The following is a 16,070-nucleotide window of genomic DNA, read 5'->3' on the forward strand; positions in this document are numbered from 1 at the left end:
TTCTAACCGGTAAAATGCCGTTCTGGCTTATTATACAATATCTATGCGCGTGATGCAAGCACAATGCCAAAAGGCCTGCCGCTGTCTGGAGAGATTTTTTAAGGAAAACTTTCTGAAAATCGCAAATTTCCGCTTGACGGATGGAAAACGGCGTGATACAATGATATCACCTCTTTTGCGGGGTTATTAAGTGCGCCTGTTTTACAGATGCCACCCGCAACCCGAGGGAGGTTCAAAACGACCGTTATAATGGAGGTGTCAACAAATGACCGTTAAAATCACTCTGGCCTGCACCGAGTGCAAGCAGCGCAACTACAACACCACGAAGAACAAGAAGAACAACCCCGATCGTCTCGAGATGAAGAAGTATTGCCGTTTCTGCAAGAAGCACACCGTTCATCGCGAAACCAAGTAAGAAAGGCGGACGCATCATGGCAGACAAAACCGAGAACAAGCCGGGCTTTGTGGCCAGAGCAAAGGCCGCTGTGAAGAATTTTGGCGCACGCGTCTCCAAATTCTTCCGCGACACCAAGAGCGAGCTGAAGAAGGTGGTGTGGCCGTCCAAGGCGGACGTCAAGACCAACACCATCGTCGTGCTCATCACTGTCGCCATCGCAGCGGTCGTGATGATCCTGCTGGATGCCATCTTCGGCGGCATCCTGGGCCTGATCATCGGCGCCTGAGAATCATCTTGAAACGGAGGGTCAACCAAAATGGAAGAACAATCCAATGAGGCACTTTGGTATGTCGTGCATACCTATTCCGGCTATGAGAACAAGGTCGCAAACGATCTGCAGACCATGGTGGAGAACCGTCATCTGCAGGATCTGATCTGCGATATCAAGGTTCCCGTCGAGATGGTTCCCGAAATTGACAAGAACGGCAAGCAGAAGATGGTGGAGCACAAGCTGTTCCCCGGCTACGTTCTGGTCAAGATGGTGATGAACGACGATACCTGGTATGTGGTGCGCAATACGCGCGGCTGCACCGGTTTTGTCGGTCCCGCATCCAAGCCCGTTCCCCTCTCCCCTGAAGAAGTGGAGAAGATGGGCGTAGAAAAGGCTGCACCTCTGGCTGTCGACTTTGCTGTCGGCGACACCGTGCAGATCACCGCCGGTCCTCTGGAAGGCTTTATGGGCCTTGTGGAGGCCATCGATACCGAGAACTTCAAAGTGAAGCTCAAGGTCAACATGTTCGGCCGCGAAACTCCCGCAGAAGTGGAGCTTGGTCAGGTCGAGCTGCCGTAACCAACCGGCAAGGAACGTTTACCAAGGTAAGACCGCAGTGCGGTTCTTATAGAGCGTGTGCATTGGGCACATGCTCGTGGGAGGTACGGAGACACCGTACCGCAACTCACCACAGATTTTTGGAGGTGCATTTATCATGGCACAGAAAGTTACTGGCTACATTAAGCTGCAGATCGAGGCCGGCAAGGCAACTCCGGCTCCCCCTGTTGGCCCTGCTCTGGGTCAGAAGGGCGTCAACATCATGGCCTTCACCAAGGAGTTCAACGAGCGTACCAAGAACCAGATGGGTTATGTGATCCCCGTCGTCATCACTGTTTACGCTGACCGCTCCTTCAGCTTCATCACCAAGACTCCTCCGGCAGCCGTTCTGATCAAGAAGGCCGCTGGCATCAACACCGCTTCCGGCAAGCCCAACAAGGAGAAGGTCGCTTCTCTGACCGCCGCTCAGGTGGAAGAGATTGCAAAGACCAAGATGCCCGACCTGAACGCTGCTTCTCTGGAAGCTGCATGCAGCATGGTCCGCGGCACCTGCCGTTCCATGGGCATCACCGTCGAGGGCTGAGACATAAACAGTGGGAGGGCATAACACTGCCCGCATGACCACACAGGAGGATATACAATGAAACATGGCAAGCACTATGTCGACGCTGCAAAGCTGGTCGATTCTACTAAGGCATATGATGTGAACGAGGCTCTGGAGCTGGCTTGCAAGACCGCTTCTGCCAAGTTCGACGAGACTGTTGAGCTGCACGTCCGTCTGGGCGTTGATGGCCGTCACGCTGACCAGCAGGTCCGCGGCGCTGTCGTTCTGCCCAACGGCACCGGCAAGACCGTCCGCGTCTGCGCAATCGCCAAGGGCCCCGCTGCTGCTGCTGCTGAGGCTGCTGGCGCTGATATCGTCGGTGATGACGAGCTGATCGCAAAGATCGCCGGCGGCTTCATGGATTTCGACGTCGTCGTGACCACTCCCGATATGATGGGCCGCGTTGGCCGTCTCGGTAAGGTCCTGGGCCCCCGCGGCCTGATGCCGAACCCCAAGGCCGGCACCGTTGCTCCTGACCTGGGCAAGGCTGTTTCCGAGGCCAAGGCTGGTAAGATCGAGTACCGTCTGGACAAGCAGAACATCATCCATGTGCCCGTGGGCAAGGCTTCTTTCGGTGCAGAGAAGCTGTACGCCAACCTGGACACTGTGATGGAGGCTATTGCCAAGGCAAAGCCCGCTGCAGCAAAGGGTACCTACTTCAAGAGCGCTACCATCGCCACCACCATGGGCCCTGGCATCCGTCTGAACACCCTGAAGTACGGTGTCTGATTTGAAGTTCTGATCGTTTTTCTGCCGTTTGTATGGACGGCAGAAAAATTTTGTCAGGAAATTTCAAAAAAGACTTGACAACTCCGCACGTTTGCGGTAAAATGATCATGCTGTTTTTGAGACAGCAGGTACTGGAGTCCAGTGTAAGGCTATGCCGCCTGCCGAGAAACGTGCGTAAAGTTGTTTTATGCCTCTTTCTCGACCAAGTGCGGGAAAGAGGCTTTTTTCATACTTGCTCCGGTTTTCGATACAAGTTTTTGAAACGAGGTGAAACCGAATGCCCAGTGCAAAGATTCTTTCTGAAAAGCAGGCTTATGTCGCTGATCTGAAGGCAAAGTTTGAGAGTGCGGTTTCCGGCTGCGTCGTCGCTTACGGCGGCATTAACGTCGAGAACGACACCAAGCTCCGTAAGGAGCTGCGTGAGGCAGGCGTCGATTACATGGTCGTGAAGAACACCATGCTGCGTCTGGCTGTCAAGGGTACCTCTCTGGAGGGCCTGGCTGAGCAGTTCAAGGGCGATACCGCTATCGCTTTTGCTCACGAAGAGGATCCCATGTCCGCTGCCCGCATCCTGTGCAAGTATCAGGATGGCGATAAGTCCAAGAAGTTCGTCGTGAAGGCTGGCTTCATGGAAGGCAAGGTCATGAATGCAGCTGAGACCAACGCAATCGCAAAGCTGCCCAACCGCGAAGGCATGCTGTCCATGTTCGCAGGCGCCCTCACCAGCACTCTGTCTGGTCTGGCCGTTGCAATGCAGGCTTATGCCGACAAGCAGGAGGAGCCCGCTGCCTGATGGCCGCGTGACTGCTGCTTAAACAATTCTGAAATCAACAAACAAAACCATTGATATTGGAGGGTTACTACTATGGCTTCTGAGAAGATTACTGCCATCATCGACTCCGTTAAGGAGCTGTCCGTTCTGGAGCTGAAGGAACTGATCGACGCTTACTGCGAAGAGTTCGGTGTTTCCGCTGTTGCTGCTGCTGCTCCCGCTGCTGCTGGCGCTGCTGCTGCCGCTGAGGAAGAGAAGACCGAGTTCGACGTCATCCTGGCTGAGGCTGGCGCTACCAAGATGCAGGTCATCAAGCTGGTGAAGGAGATCACCGGTCTGGGCCTGAAGGAAGCTAAGGCTATCGTCGATGGCGCTCCCAAGGCTGTCAAGGAGAAGGTCTCCAAGGCTGAGGCTGAGGACATCCAGAAGAAGCTGACCGAGGCTGGCGCTAAGGTCGAGGTCAAGTAATTGAACCTCTTCTGAGAGTCGTTCATTCTTGAACAATGAGGTGCCCGTACCGAAAGGTGCGGGCACCTTTTTTGTTTGATGATTTGTGTTCAGAAAATGTCTGCGGACATTTTCTGAACACTTTTTCACAGGAGGGGCGGTAAAGGCAAGCGGCATCTGTGCGGTAGGAAAATGCATTTGACGCTACGACTCTATGGTGAAAAAGCAGCTCCGAAACGACCGCAGTCGTTTCGGAGCTGCAAATATCTAAAAATATGATTTCCGCTATTTATGCCCAGAGCGAAGAGGAGGGCATTCTAAATCGTCATCGTCGTATCTTTTCTGCATTCAAAAACTATGCTATACTATCCTCAACAGGAGGAGCGGCAGAGCCTTTACCCCCTCTGCCGCAAAAGAGAGCTATGGAATACCGCAACTGGAGCAAAAACGATATCCGCACTTCCCTTTTGGGCTACGGCTGTATGCGCTTTCCCACCAAGGCCGACGGCACCATTGATGAAGAGCGCGCCGAAGCGCTGCTGAACACCGCCAAGGCCGCCGGTGTCAACTACTTCGATACCGCCTATCCCTATCACAACGGCCAGAGTGAGCCGTTTGTGGGCCGGGTCATTGCCAGGTGGGACCGCAGCAGCTTTTATCTTGCCACCAAAATGCCGCTGTGGAGCTGCAAAAATCTGGACGATGCCAAGCGCATTTTTGAAGAACAGTTCCAGCGGCTTGGCGTTGAATACATCGACTTCTATCTGCTGCACTCCCTGCACAGAGCACGGTACGAAAAGGCAAAAGCCGTGGGCCTTGTGGACTGGCTGTGGCAGCAGAAGGCTGCAGGACGCATCCGGAACTTTGGATTTTCCTGTCATGACAACTCTGCCGGGTTTGAGTACATTCTGCGCGACCAGCCGTGGGATTTCTGCCAGCTGCAATACAATTATCTGGACCGGGACGACCGTGCCGAGGAGATCTCCGGTGACCGGGGCTATCAGCTGACCGAAGAATGCGGCGTGCCTCTTATCATCATGGAGCCCGTCAAGGGCGGCACGCTGGCGTCTCTGCCTGCAGACGCCGCCGCACCGCTGCACGCCCTGCGTCCGGATGCCTCCGATGCCTCCTGGGCGCTGCGCTGGGTGGGCAGCCACAACAACGTGCATGTTATCCTGTCCGGCATGAGCGCCGAGGAGCAGCTGACCGACAATCTGGCTACCTTTGGCTCTTTCCAGCCGCTCTCCCCTGCCGAAAATGCCGCCGTGGAAAGCGTTGCCGACGAGCTGCACCGCCGTATCAAGGTCGGCTGCACCGGCTGCCGGTACTGTATGCCCTGCCCCATGGGGGTGGACATCCCGGACAATTTCAGCATCTGGAACAAGCTGGGCATGTTCGGGCAGAAGGATGCCATTAAGACCCAGTGGGCCGAGTGCTTCCCGGACAGCGAAAAGGCCCTGCACTGCGTGCGCTGCGGCAAATGTGAGGCAGTCTGCCCGCAAAAGCTGCCCATCCGCGATTCGCTGGCACAGCTGCAAAAGGAGCTGGATGCACTGTAACTCCTTCCGTCATCGCTGACGCGATGCCACCTCCCTCAAAGAGGGAGGCTTTAAGGCCCCATCTCTGAGGGGGCTGTCACCGCAGGCGACTGGGGGAGTCTCATAACAAAAAGACCGTCACACGTTTTTTCGTGCAACGGTCTTTTTTATGCAGTTTTTACCACAGCCGGATGACCTTGATGACGCCCTCCGCCTTATCGCGGGCCAGCTCCAGGTGATGCTGCAGAGAATCCGCAGCCAGATCCCAGTTGTCCGCCAGCGCGGCATCCAGAATTTCCAGATGCTCGTCACAGGTCTGCTCCTGATTGATCATGCTCACCTTGCCGGTCATGATACGGAACCGGGTGTTCAGGCCGGTGATGCGGTCGTAAGCCGAGCGCAGGTACTTATTGGGCAGGGTGCTCATGAGCAGTTCATGGAACGCATCGTCCGACTCGCAGAAGTCGGTGATGCGGTCCGGGTGATGCATCAGCTCAGCAAACGCCTCCAGCTGCTCCCGCGGGATGCTGCTGCCATAAGTACGCAGGGCATACGGCTCCACCAGCAAACGCATTTCAAACATGCTGTGCACGTCCTCTTCGGTGATGCCGGATACCATCAGGCCCTTTTTGGGCAGGATGGTGATAAGCCCCTCCTGCTCCAGACGGCCCAGAGCATCCCGCATGGGAGTGCGGCTGATGTTGCCCATTTCCGCACAGAGCTTCTGCTCGTTCAGGAATTCATTGGGCCGGTACTCGCAGTTCAGGATCCTGGTCTTGAGGTACTGGTACGCCTGCAGCTTCAGGCTCAGTTTGGTCTGCGACTCCGTTTCTTTCATATTTTGCACAACTCCTATTCCCTTTTTCCTTTGCAATGAAAAAGGTTTCTTCTCCTATAATACTTTGGAGCGCATGCTTTTTCTTCTTCAAAAGCACTCTTGTATTCTTGCTGCAATCCAAGTAGTATTCCAGTTCTATTATTTCATAACAGGGCAATTATTACAATACTTTTTTGCGAACTTTGGTGCGTTTTCCGTTTTTGCTAATTTTCATGTCTTATTTTTTGCTAAAATCAACAACGTTTTTTGTGCTTGTAGCCAATGCCGCTTCTTTTGGCCCGGTTCTTTTGCATCCAACACAAAAATATGCTACAATGAATAAAATAACGAAAAGGGTGTGGATCTCTCTTATGGCACGAAGCGACGGCTACAATACCAAGACCCGTCAACTGATTTTAGATTATCTCATCAACAACCGGCAGCACGCGGTGAGTGCTTCCAACATTCTGGAGCATCTGGAAGCACAGGGCGCAAGCCCCAACCCCACCACGGTGTACCGCTATCTGGACAAGCTGGCCGGGGAGCAGCGCATCATGAAATACGTAGCCGACAAGGGCGAAAAAGCCGTGTTCCAATACGTGGACGAGGGCCGCCACTGCCGGGAGCATCTGCACCTCAAATGCGTGCAGTGCGGACGCATCTATCATCTGGACTGCCACTTCATGGACGAGGTGCGCGCCCATCTAATGGCAGAGCACGGCTTTACCCTGCAGTGCGAGGGCAGCGTTTTGTATGGTTTGTGCCGTCACTGTGCCCAAAAAGCGGAACAGTCCGACTCTGCTGATCAAACCGCACAAAAATGCGCCTGCTGTGTTGACACGGACAAAAAGCCGTGATACAATGCAGGCAAGAAAAAGCGTTGACCGGGAAAAGTAAGGTTTCAATGTCCTCTTTCAGAGAGTGCGGGCAGCTGGGAGCCGCGCAGAGGACGAAGCCCGAACGAACACCCGTGAGCTTCCCCCTGAACCTGTTTGTGCAGCAGTAGGGGCAGACGTGCGCCGCTCGTTATCGCGGCAGTGCTTTCAACGGGGAGAGCGCACAAAAGTGACTGGCATGGTTTTATGCCGGTAATTTAGGTGGCACCACGGATACGGCAGCATATTCGTCCTAGCAATTGGGATGAATGAGCTGCCGTATTTTTTTATTGAAAAAAGAGGGGTAAGAAATATGTGTTGTGTTATGGGCTATACCGGGCACGATCTGAGTGCCGCCAAATTCAAGGAATACCTGCTGCGCACGGTTATGCGCGGCCCGGACGACCAGCGTGTGGTGGAAGGGCCTTTCGGTCTGATGGGCTTTGGCCGCCTTGCCATCATGGGCTTGACGCCGGAAGGCATGCAGCCGTTCTACCGCGGTGCCGACTGCGTGGTGTGCAACGGCGAGCTGTACGGCTTCCGCTTTGAAAAAGAAGTTCTGAAGCGCCGGGGCTACAAATTCCAGTCGGACTGCGACTGTGAGATCCTGCTGCCGCTGTACTATGAGTATGGTCTGGATATGTTCCGCCACATGGATTCCGAGTTCGCGCTCATCATGTACGATTCCCGCAAGGACCGGCTCATCGCCGCCCGCGACCCCATCGGCATCCGTCCGCTGTTCTACGGCTACTCCAAGTCCAGCCACCAGATCGCCTTCGCCTCCGAGATGCAGAACCTCATTGGCTGGTGCGACGACATCCGTCCCTTCCCCATCGGCAGCTACTACTGCGATGGCCGCTTCGTCCGCTATGAGGATATCGCCGATGTGCCCGCTCCCATGCAGGACAATATGGACACCGTGCTGCGGAACATCCGCGAAAAGCTGATCGCAGGCGTGGAGAAGCGTCTGGACGCAGATGCCCCGGTAGGCTTCCTGCTTTCCGGCGGTCTGGATTCCTCGCTGGTGTGCTCCATTGCCGCCAAGAAGCTGAACAAGCCCATCCGCACCTTTGCCATCGGCATGGACACCGACGCCATTGACCTGAAGTATGCGCGCCAGACCGCTGAATATCTGGGCAGCGAGCACCACGAGATCATCATCAACCGGGACATGGTCATCAACAGTCTGGAAGAGGTCATCCGTCTGCTGGGCACCTGGGACATCACCACCATCCGTGCCAGCATGGGCATGTACCTGCTGTGCAAGGCCATCCACGAGCAGACCGATGTCCGGGTGCTGCTGACCGGTGAGATCTCCGATGAGCTGTTCGGCTACAAGTACACCGACTACGCCCCCACCGCCGACGCCTTCCAGCAGGAAAGCCAGAAGCGCATCCGGGAGCTGTACATGTACGATGTGCTGCGGGCCGACCGCTGCATCTCCTCCAACAGCATCGAGGCCCGCGTGCCCTTTGGGGATCTGGATTTTGTGCGCTACGTCATGGCCATCGACCCGGAAAAGAAGCTGAACAGCTACGGCAAGGGCAAGTACCTGCTGCGCAAGGCCTTTGAGGGCGACTGGCTGCCGCCGGAGATCCTGTGGCGCGAGAAGGCTGCCTTCTCGGATGCCGTGGGCCACAGCATGGTGGATGATATCAAGGAGTATGCCGAGAGCCTTTACACCGACGAGGAGTTCCAGCTGCGCCGGGCGAACTATTCGGCCCACTGCATGCCGTTCACCAAGGAAAGCCTGTTCTACCGCGAAATTTTCGAGAAGTACTACCACGACCAGAGCCGCACCATCGTGGGCTTCTGGATGCCCAACAAGGCATGGCCCAACTGCAACGTCAACGACCCCTCTGCCCGCGTGCTGGCAAACTACGGCGCTTCCGGTGTGTAATTGATTTTAAATGGCCTCCGCTGCGCTCTGGCCATCTTTAGCGGAAATAAAGTTTTTATAGTTTGCAGTTCAGCAAAGCCTGCAGGCTTTGCTGAACTGCTTTTTCACCGAAGGAGTCCGAAAGGCAAACTGCATCTTCTGTACCTATTCCCTACGGGAACATCTGCACAGGGAAAAAGATGCCGCTTCCAGTTACGCCCCCTCTTGTGAAAATGCAATGCCGGGCGGTCCGCAGACCGCCCGGCATTGCTCTGTTAAAATTATTTTTCCGCTATTCACGCCCAAAGCGCACGCGGCGGGCATTCTGATTTGTTACATCCTGATTTTTTGCGCCGCACGGGCAATGGACGCCAGCAGCGCCACCAGACGCTTTTCGTCCATCTGGCCGCAGTAGCTGGTGAAGGTGTAGTAGCAGCCCTGCACGCAGAAGGAAAGCACGATCTTGCGCACCACATCGGCATCAAACGAAGGGTCTCGCTCCGAGATGCATTTGCACATGGCCGCTTCCACCCGGTTGATGAACAGTCCCTGCCGGGAGCCGGAAAACAGGATGCTGATCTCGTTCTGATTCCGGGTAAAGGCCCGGAACATTTCCCGGGTCAGCCACTCGGTGCGCTCGCTCACATCACTGGCGGTCAGCTGCGGCAGACTTTCCACCACCACCTCCACCATTTCGTCCTCCATGGCGTTGGCCAGCGCATAGATATCCTGATAATGGGCATAAAAGGTGGACTTATTGATGCAGGCCAGATCGCACAGCTCCTTGACCTTGATCTTTTCCAGCGGTTTCTGCGCCCGCAGCTCCATGAATGCCTGCTTGATGGCACGCTCCGTTTTTTCAATGCGAATATCCAGAAAATCCACCTCTTTTGCAATTCTGTTGATTATCCAACCATTTTCCTGTTTTGCGGATAGACAAGGCCCTCAGCCTTTTTTATACTGGGGCTATCCCCCCTCCGCGTCACTCCTTGCGGTACAGGATGCCTTTTTCGTCCAGCGCCTGCCGGATGCGCTCAAAGCTGTCGGCATCCGGGCAGTGCAGTGTATGCAGGTGCACGCCGCTGGTCATGCGGCTCAGCAGGCTTTCCGGCGTATTTTTTGCCTGCTGGATAAAGTTGTCCACATCATAGCGGCTGGCAAGGTTCAGGTTGCCCCGCAGTTCACCATACAGGCTGTTCTCCACAGCCACATCCACCACGATGCCGCCCTGATCCACAATGGTGTACAGCTCGGTGCGCATCTCTTCCTCGGTGCTGTGCACGCAGGCCAGAATGCCCACATAGCCCTTTTGGGCCGGATGCAGCTGATAGCCCCGGGGCGTTGCATCGATCTGTGCGCCGCCTGCCCGCAGCAGAGCCACATCCCCCACCACGATCTGACGGGATACCCCCAGCTGTGCCGCCAGGGCACTGGCACTGACCGGGGTCTCGGCCCCGCTGAGCCGGTTCAGGATGGCTTCTCTGCGCTGCGCTGCGTTCATAGGTCTCAGGCTTCCTTTCCGCATTTCTGCATTCCTGCTCTATTGTAGCAAAACACGGCGGTTTGTGCAAGAAGCCAGCCCTTTATTCCAGCTGCAGGATGGTAGCATAATTGGAGGGCAGCTGCACCTTCATGCGGCCCCACTCCATGCTGGTCAGAACAGGCTGTGCGCCCACGGTATCCGCCAGCAGGTCAACGGCCCCGGAAGCCTCCACCGGCAGCTGGAATTCCAGCTGTGCGGGACTGTCGCCGTTGTTCAGCACCACGACGCAGGCCTTTCCATCCAGCACCCGGGCAAAGGCATAGCACTGGGTGGTGAGCTGCAGCTCCTTCACCTCGCCGTCGGTCAGCTCCGGCAGCTCCGCCTTCAGTCTGCCCAGTGCGGCATACACGCTGGTGACAGGGTTGGTGGTCTCAGCGTCCTTGAAGTCGGAAAGCTCCAGACAGGGACGCAGCGGCCAGTCGCTTCCCCACTCTTTTTTGCCTTCAATGCCAAATTCTGAGCCATAATAGATGGACGGAATGCCCCAAAGCGTATATACTAGAATTGCAATGTGACGGATGTGCTCCCGGTTGCGCAGCTTATTGGGCAGCCGCTCCACATCGTGGTTGTCCGAGAACAGATACAGCCGGGTATCGTGGCACAGGCCCTGCAGACGGCGCATGGTGTGGGCGATCTCGAAATAGTTGTGGTCGTTGTGGCCGCTCCACAGGCCCTTGTGCAGCTCGTAGTTGGTCACCGAGTGCAGCATCTCCGGGTTTGCCCAGCGGCTGTAATCCCCGTGGATCACCTCGCCCATGAGCCAGAACTCGGGCTTTACCTCATTGGCAAGGCGGCGCAGCCCCCGCATGAAGTCAAAGTCCAGCACGTCGGCGGCGTCCAGACGGATGCCGTCAATGTCAAATTCATCCACCCAGAAGCGGATGGTCTCGTAGTGGTAGTTCTGCACCTCCGGGTTGCGCTGGTTCAGCTTGACCAGCAGATTGTAGCCACCCCAGTTGCCGTAGGAAAAGCCGTCGTTGTACTCGTTGTTGCCCCAGAAATTCACATCGCAGAACCAGTCCTTATAGCGGGCGTTCTCGCGGTTCGCCTTCAGGTCCTGGAACGCAAAGAAATCCCGGCCCACATGGTTGAACACGCCGTCCACGATCACCTTCTGGCCCCGGGCATGGCAGTCTGCCACAAAGTCCCGGAACTCCTCATTGGTGCCGATGCGGCGGTCTACCAGCCGGTAATCGATGGTGTCGTAGCCATGGGAGCCGCTCTCGAACAGCGGGCCGATATAAATGGCCGTGCAGCCAAGGTCCGCTGCGTGCTTCGCCCATGCGTTCAGCTTCTCGAATGCGCCGGGCACCGCCTGCCCGTCGTTCTCATGTGCGCAGCCGCACAGCCCCAGAGGATAGATGTGATAGAATACCGCGTTGTCATACCAAGCCATTGTTCATACCGCTCCCATACAAAAAAATCAGCCGCCGCCCACTGCAGCGGCAGGAATAGTATAGCACAGAATCTGTAAAATATGTTAATATTTGCCGATTTTTGTCAAGAATCGACAAGAATATCGGCTACTGTGCCCCATTTCGCCTTGTTTTTATTGGATATATTGCCCAAATACCTGTATCACATGCAGTGCCGCCGGGCACTGCTCATCATAGAATGTAAGGAGATCTTTGCATGAATTACCCCGCCATTCCCCGTGAATTCTTCAATGGAGACTGCTTTGATGCCTACCGCATCCTTGGTGCCCATCCCTGCTCCGACAACGGCACCGAAGGGTGGCGCTTTGCGGTGTGGGCCCCCGGTGCCACGGCAGTGGAGGTCTGCGGCGGCTTCGACGGCTGGGAGGCAGGCGTGCCCATGGAAAAAGCCGATACCGGCGTGTGGAGCGCATTCGTCCCCGGCCTTACAGAGGGCGACCTTTATAAATACCGGGTGCATGGTGCCGACGGCAGTGTGGTGATGCGCAGCGACCCCTACGCATTTTCCACCGAGCTGCGGCCGGGCACAGCCAGCCGTCTGATAAAGCTGGACTTTCACTTTGACGACAGCGCATGGATGGAGCGCCGCGACAAATGCCGCAACCGCCCGCTGAACATCTACGAGATGCACGTTGGCAGCTGGCGGCACAAGCCCGGCAGCAAGGAGGCCGATGGCTCAGACGGCTGGTACAACTATGAGGAGCTGGCCAAGGAGCTGATTCCCTGGCTGCTGGACCATCACTTTACCCATGTGGAGCTGCTGCCGCTGGCAGAGCATCCCTTTGACGGCAGCTGGGGCTACCAGACCACCGGCTATTTTTCCGTCACCAGCCGCTACGGCACCCCCGCCCAGTTTGCCGGCTTCGTCAACGCCTGCCACCGCATGGGCATCGGCGTCATCATGGACTTTGTGCCGGTGCACTTTGCCGCCAACGCCGACGCTCTGGCAAAGTTTGACGGCACCTACCTCTACGAGTACGACAGCGATGTGGGCCACAGCGAGTGGGGCACCTGCAACTTCAATTACTACCGCCGGGAGGTGTGCAGCTTTTTGAACAGTGCCGCTGCCCTGTGGATGGACGTGTACCACTGCGACGGCATCCGCATGGACGCCATTTCCCGCGCGCTGTACTGGCAGGGAGACCCGAACCGCGGCGTGAACGAGGGGGCTGTGAACTTTCTGCGCAGCCTGAACCACGGCCTGAACGAGCGCTGGCCCACCGGCATCTACATGGCAGAGGACTCCACCAACTTCCTCAAGGTGACAGCTCCCACCCGCTACGACGGCGTGGGCTTCGACTACAAGTGGGACATGGGCTGGATGCACGACACACTGGACTATTTTGCCACCCCCTTCGGCGAGCGTCCGAATGCCTACGGCAAGATCGTTTTCAGCATGCATTACTTCTACAACGAGCTGTATCTGCTGGCGCTGAGTCACGACGAGGTGGTGCACGGCAAAAAGACCATCATCGATAAGCTGTGGGGCACCTACGCGGAAAAATGCGCCCAGCTGCGCACCCTGTATTTTTATATGTATATGCACCCGGGCAAGAAGCTGAACTTCATGGGCAACGAGATGGGGCACTTCCGGGAGTGGGACGAAAAGCGGGAGCTGGACTGGGATCTGCTGAAATATCCCTTCCACGATGCCTTCCAGAAATACTTTGCCCACCTGAGCCGGGTCTACTCCACCGAACCCGCCCTCTACGATGGCGAGTACAACCCCGACTGCTTTGAGTGGGTGGCCTGCGAGAGCCGCAGCGAGGGCGTGTACGCATGGCTGCGCAAGGGACAGGGCCAGAGCCTGCTGTGCATCATGAACACGCAGGATCACGCCCAGAAAAAGTTCCCCCTCTACCTCCGGTTCCCCTGCGGTGCCGAGGAGGTGCTGAACACCGAGTCCCCCGAGTGGGGCGGTGCGCTCAAGGGACGCCGCAAGACCAGCCTGCACACCACCGACGGCGGCGTCTATGGCCGGGATTACACCCTCACCATCGACCTGCCCGCCATGGGGAGCTGCCTGCTGCGGCTGACCCCGGAAGCCCCGAACCCGGACGCCGCCCGCATCAGCGCTAATAAAGCCATGGCGCAAAAGCGCCGCAGCGCCCGCAGCACAAAGACCGCTTCAAATTCCAGCAAGTAATATTCACCTCAAAATGTCCTGTATGCTTTGAAAGCTGCGGGACATTTTGCTGTTTTCCGCGCCCTGCGGCTGGACAGTGCAGATTTTGCTTGCTATACTGTAGCTGTGATATTCTGCAACTGAGAGGTTTTTGGGGATGAATGGAATCGTTTCCCGTCTGTCTGCCCTTGGCAAGGTCTGGCTGGGCCTTGCTGCCGGGGCGCTGGCGCTTATCGTATTCAGCCTTGCCGCACCGGGCAGCGGCCTGTTTTTCCCGCTGCTGAGCCTGTGGTGCGATGCAGCGCTGTTTGCACTGGCGCTGCTGGTGCTGCGCCGGGCCGGTGTGGAGCTGGACCTGTTCCACAAGGCGGTGCTGGTGGGCGTCTGGGCTGTGGCGGCGCTCTGCTTTTTCTGGGCGCTGGGCAGCCGCACCTTCCTCTACTACTGGGACTATGTGAACTACATTTTAAAGCAGTATAACGCCGAAGCTGCCTTTGCCCAGAGCACAGGCGCAGGCTTCCGGTTCCTCCTCGATTCCATCACTGAGGACTACACCAACTTCATCCCCTTGTTCACCGAGTTCCCGTTCTGCCTGAGCGGCAAGACCGGTGACGACTACGCATTCTGTCAGCTGTTCAGCGTCCTGCCCAGCCTGCTGGTACTGCTGGCTGGACTGGTGTGCAAAGCCGGGCAGCTGCTGCGGGTGAAAAATACCCGCTGGTATTTCCTCATCGGCTTTTCCTGGTGCGTCACCTTCCCGTTCCTGCGCATGTCTGCCATGCTGGGCCAGCCGGACTGGTTCGGGCTCATCTTCGCCTTCATGCTCCTGCTGCTCACGCTGGACTACTGCTTTGACCGCATCGATCTGCCCCGCTGTCTGCTGATCTTTGCCGCCACGGCGGGGGTCATCCTCACACGGCGGTGGTACTTATACTTTGTGGTGGGCTACTGCTTCGCCTACGTCCTGTTGCTGGTGGTATCCAGTGTGCGGCTGGCAAAAAGCGGCCAGCAGTCCCGGGCTGTGCACCGCCTCGTCCGGCTGGCCGTGTTCGGCCTGTGCGCCGCCGGGGCCATGGTGCTGCTTCTGCTGCCCATGGTGCGCAAGATCCTCGGCTTTGATTACGCCGGGCGCTACTCCTACTATAACTTCGGCGGCATCACGCTGGAGCTGGCCGCACAGACCCTGCGCATCGGCCTGCTGAACTTCATCCTCATCGGGCTGGGGCTGTGGTTTGCCGCAAAACGCCGTCTGCCTGCCCTGCCCTGTCTTGCGGGTGTGGAGCTGCTCACGAGCCTTCTGCTGTTCACCCGGGTGCAGAATACCGGTTCCCACCAGATGCTGCTGTTTGTGCCGGGTTGGCTGCTGCTGTTCCTCACCGGTTCTGCCGCACTGGCCGAGGGCATCCGGAAGCACCGGAAGCTCAAGCTTTTCTACTGGGCCTTCACACTGGTGTTTGCCATGTCGGTGCGCTGTTCCCCGCTGACCACCGTGGCCCTGCCGGGCTTTGTGGTGGACCACTTTCCCCTCAAGGCGGTGTCGGAGTACGTCCGGCTGGACAAGCTCACCTACGACCGCACCGACGCCGCCCAGATCCAGCGCGTGGACGACTGGATCGATACCCACTGCGATGCGGAAAAGGGCGAGTTCGCCTACATGATTCCCCACGATATGCTGTATAACTCAGACATGTTCCAGTATGCCGCCCTGCCGGACATCCAGCTGCAGGGCAGGCTGGCCGCCGGCATCTCCATCCCGGGCACCCACGAGTTCCCGGTGCGGTTCTTTGAGGCGAAGTATGTGCTCACTGCAGAGCCCTTCCCTCAGACCTTTGTCAGCGGCGGCGAGCTTTCCGGCCGGTGGAACGCCCTCTTCTGCGCCGCGCGGGATGAACACTTTACGCAGGCCGCCAGCTTTGACATGGGCAACGGCACCGTGTTCACCGTGTGGGAGCGCACCGAGCCTGCCGACCGGGCTGAGGTGGAATATTATCTGGATGCCTTCGCGCAGGAGGATGCCCTCTACCCCGAGATGTTCTCGCAGGTGGCAGAAAGCTGGCTTGCCGGGCATGGACTTTAAGC

16 protein-coding genes and 1 other annotated feature are annotated in these 16,070 nt (G+C 57.1%); of the genes, 12 read left to right on the top strand and 4 right to left on the bottom strand.

All coding sequences use genetic code 11. The features are described 5' to 3' along the window. Positions 1-265 precede the first annotated feature (265 nt). The 8 genes from rpmG to MTP37_RS10240 all read left to right on the top strand — a co-directional run bounded on the left by rpmG (position 266) and on the right by MTP37_RS10240 (position 5,337). Positions 266-415 (top strand): 50S ribosomal protein L33, encoded by a 150-nt coding sequence (gene rpmG, locus MTP37_RS10205; protein ID WP_005920501.1) that lies wholly within the window; start codon positions 266-268, stop codon positions 413-415. A 16-nt stretch (positions 416-431) separates the two neighbouring features. After that, positions 432-683: a preprotein translocase subunit SecE gene (secE, locus tag MTP37_RS10210; protein ID WP_249237181.1), complete on the top strand. Its 252-nt coding sequence runs from the start codon at positions 432-434 to the stop codon at positions 681-683. Between the two features lie 30 nt (positions 684-713). Next, complete coding sequence (gene nusG / locus MTP37_RS10215) at positions 714-1,247, top strand: transcription termination/antitermination protein NusG (protein WP_249237182.1); 534 nt, start codon at positions 714-716, stop codon at positions 1,245-1,247. A 136-nt stretch (positions 1,248-1,383) separates the two neighbouring features. Beyond that, positions 1,384-1,809: a 50S ribosomal protein L11 gene (gene rplK / locus MTP37_RS10220; RefSeq protein ID WP_118551709.1), complete on the top strand. Its 426-nt coding sequence runs from the start codon at positions 1,384-1,386 to the stop codon at positions 1,807-1,809. A gap of 57 nt (positions 1,810-1,866) precedes the next feature. Further along, positions 1,867-2,559 carry a 50S ribosomal protein L1 gene (gene rplA / locus MTP37_RS10225; RefSeq protein ID WP_005944523.1) on the top strand — a complete coding sequence of 231 codons (693 nt, stop codon included), beginning with the start codon at positions 1,867-1,869 and terminating at the stop codon, positions 2,557-2,559. A gap of 277 nt (positions 2,560-2,836) precedes the next feature. Further along, positions 2,837-3,352 (top strand): 50S ribosomal protein L10, encoded by a 516-nt coding sequence (rplJ, locus tag MTP37_RS10230; protein ID WP_249237183.1) that lies wholly within the window; start codon positions 2,837-2,839, stop codon positions 3,350-3,352. A 72-nt stretch (positions 3,353-3,424) separates the two neighbouring features. After that, complete coding sequence (gene rplL / locus MTP37_RS10235; RefSeq protein WP_005944525.1) at positions 3,425-3,799, top strand: 50S ribosomal protein L7/L12; 375 nt, start codon at positions 3,425-3,427, stop codon at positions 3,797-3,799. A gap of 401 nt (positions 3,800-4,200) precedes the next feature. Next, positions 4,201-5,337 (top strand): aldo/keto reductase, encoded by a 1,137-nt coding sequence (locus MTP37_RS10240; protein ID WP_249237184.1) that lies wholly within the window; start codon positions 4,201-4,203, stop codon positions 5,335-5,337. Between the two features lie 157 nt (positions 5,338-5,494). On the opposite strand, the gene MTP37_RS10245 is transcribed toward MTP37_RS10240, so the two are convergent. Next, the gene (locus MTP37_RS10245; RefSeq protein ID WP_249237185.1) at positions 5,495-6,154 is read right to left on the bottom strand and encodes a GntR family transcriptional regulator; all 660 of its coding nucleotides are present in this window, start codon (positions 6,152-6,154) and stop codon (positions 5,495-5,497) included. A 350-nt stretch (positions 6,155-6,504) separates the two neighbouring features. Here MTP37_RS10245 and MTP37_RS10250 point away from each other — a divergent pair, with 350 nt between their 5' ends. Next, entirely contained in the window at positions 6,505-6,990 is a 486-nt protein-coding gene (locus MTP37_RS10250) for a Fur family transcriptional regulator (protein WP_249237186.1), read from the top strand. Between the two features lie 14 nt (positions 6,991-7,004). Next, positions 7,005-7,267, top strand: a binding site (T-box leader). Between the two features lie 54 nt (positions 7,268-7,321). Then, complete coding sequence (gene asnB / locus MTP37_RS10255) at positions 7,322-8,908, top strand: asparagine synthase B (RefSeq protein WP_396344139.1); 1,587 nt, start codon at positions 7,322-7,324, stop codon at positions 8,906-8,908. Between the two features lie 312 nt (positions 8,909-9,220). Here the strand turns inward: asnB and MTP37_RS10260 are convergent, their stop codons facing one another. The 3 genes from MTP37_RS10260 to MTP37_RS10270 form a co-directional block, all read right to left on the bottom strand. After that, positions 9,221-9,772: a TetR/AcrR family transcriptional regulator gene (locus MTP37_RS10260; RefSeq protein ID WP_249237187.1), complete on the bottom strand. Its 552-nt coding sequence runs from the start codon at positions 9,770-9,772 to the stop codon at positions 9,221-9,223. Positions 9,773-9,869: 97 nt separating this feature from the next. Then, on the bottom strand, positions 9,870-10,388 hold the full coding sequence (locus tag MTP37_RS10265; protein ID WP_249237188.1) for a transcription repressor NadR: 519 nt from the start codon (positions 10,386-10,388) through the stop codon (positions 9,870-9,872). A gap of 82 nt (positions 10,389-10,470) precedes the next feature. Then, positions 10,471-11,826, bottom strand: a complete 1,356-nt coding sequence (locus MTP37_RS10270; RefSeq protein WP_249237189.1) for an alpha-amylase family glycosyl hydrolase — start codon at positions 11,824-11,826, stop codon at positions 10,471-10,473. Positions 11,827-12,062: 236 nt separating this feature from the next. Between MTP37_RS10270 and glgB the strand changes: the two genes are divergently transcribed. After that, complete coding sequence (gene glgB, locus MTP37_RS10275; RefSeq protein ID WP_249237190.1) at positions 12,063-14,012, top strand: 1,4-alpha-glucan branching protein GlgB; 1,950 nt, start codon at positions 12,063-12,065, stop codon at positions 14,010-14,012. Positions 14,013-14,148: 136 nt separating this feature from the next. Then, the gene (locus tag MTP37_RS10280; protein WP_249237191.1) at positions 14,149-16,068 is read left to right on the top strand and encodes a hypothetical protein; all 1,920 of its coding nucleotides are present in this window, start codon (positions 14,149-14,151) and stop codon (positions 16,066-16,068) included. The last annotated feature ends 2 nt before the right edge of the window (positions 16,069-16,070 follow it).

Source organism: Faecalibacterium sp. HTF-F, from assembly GCF_023347535.1.
In the GTDB taxonomy this organism is placed as follows: domain Bacteria; phylum Bacillota; class Clostridia; order Oscillospirales; family Ruminococcaceae; genus Faecalibacterium; species Faecalibacterium wellingii.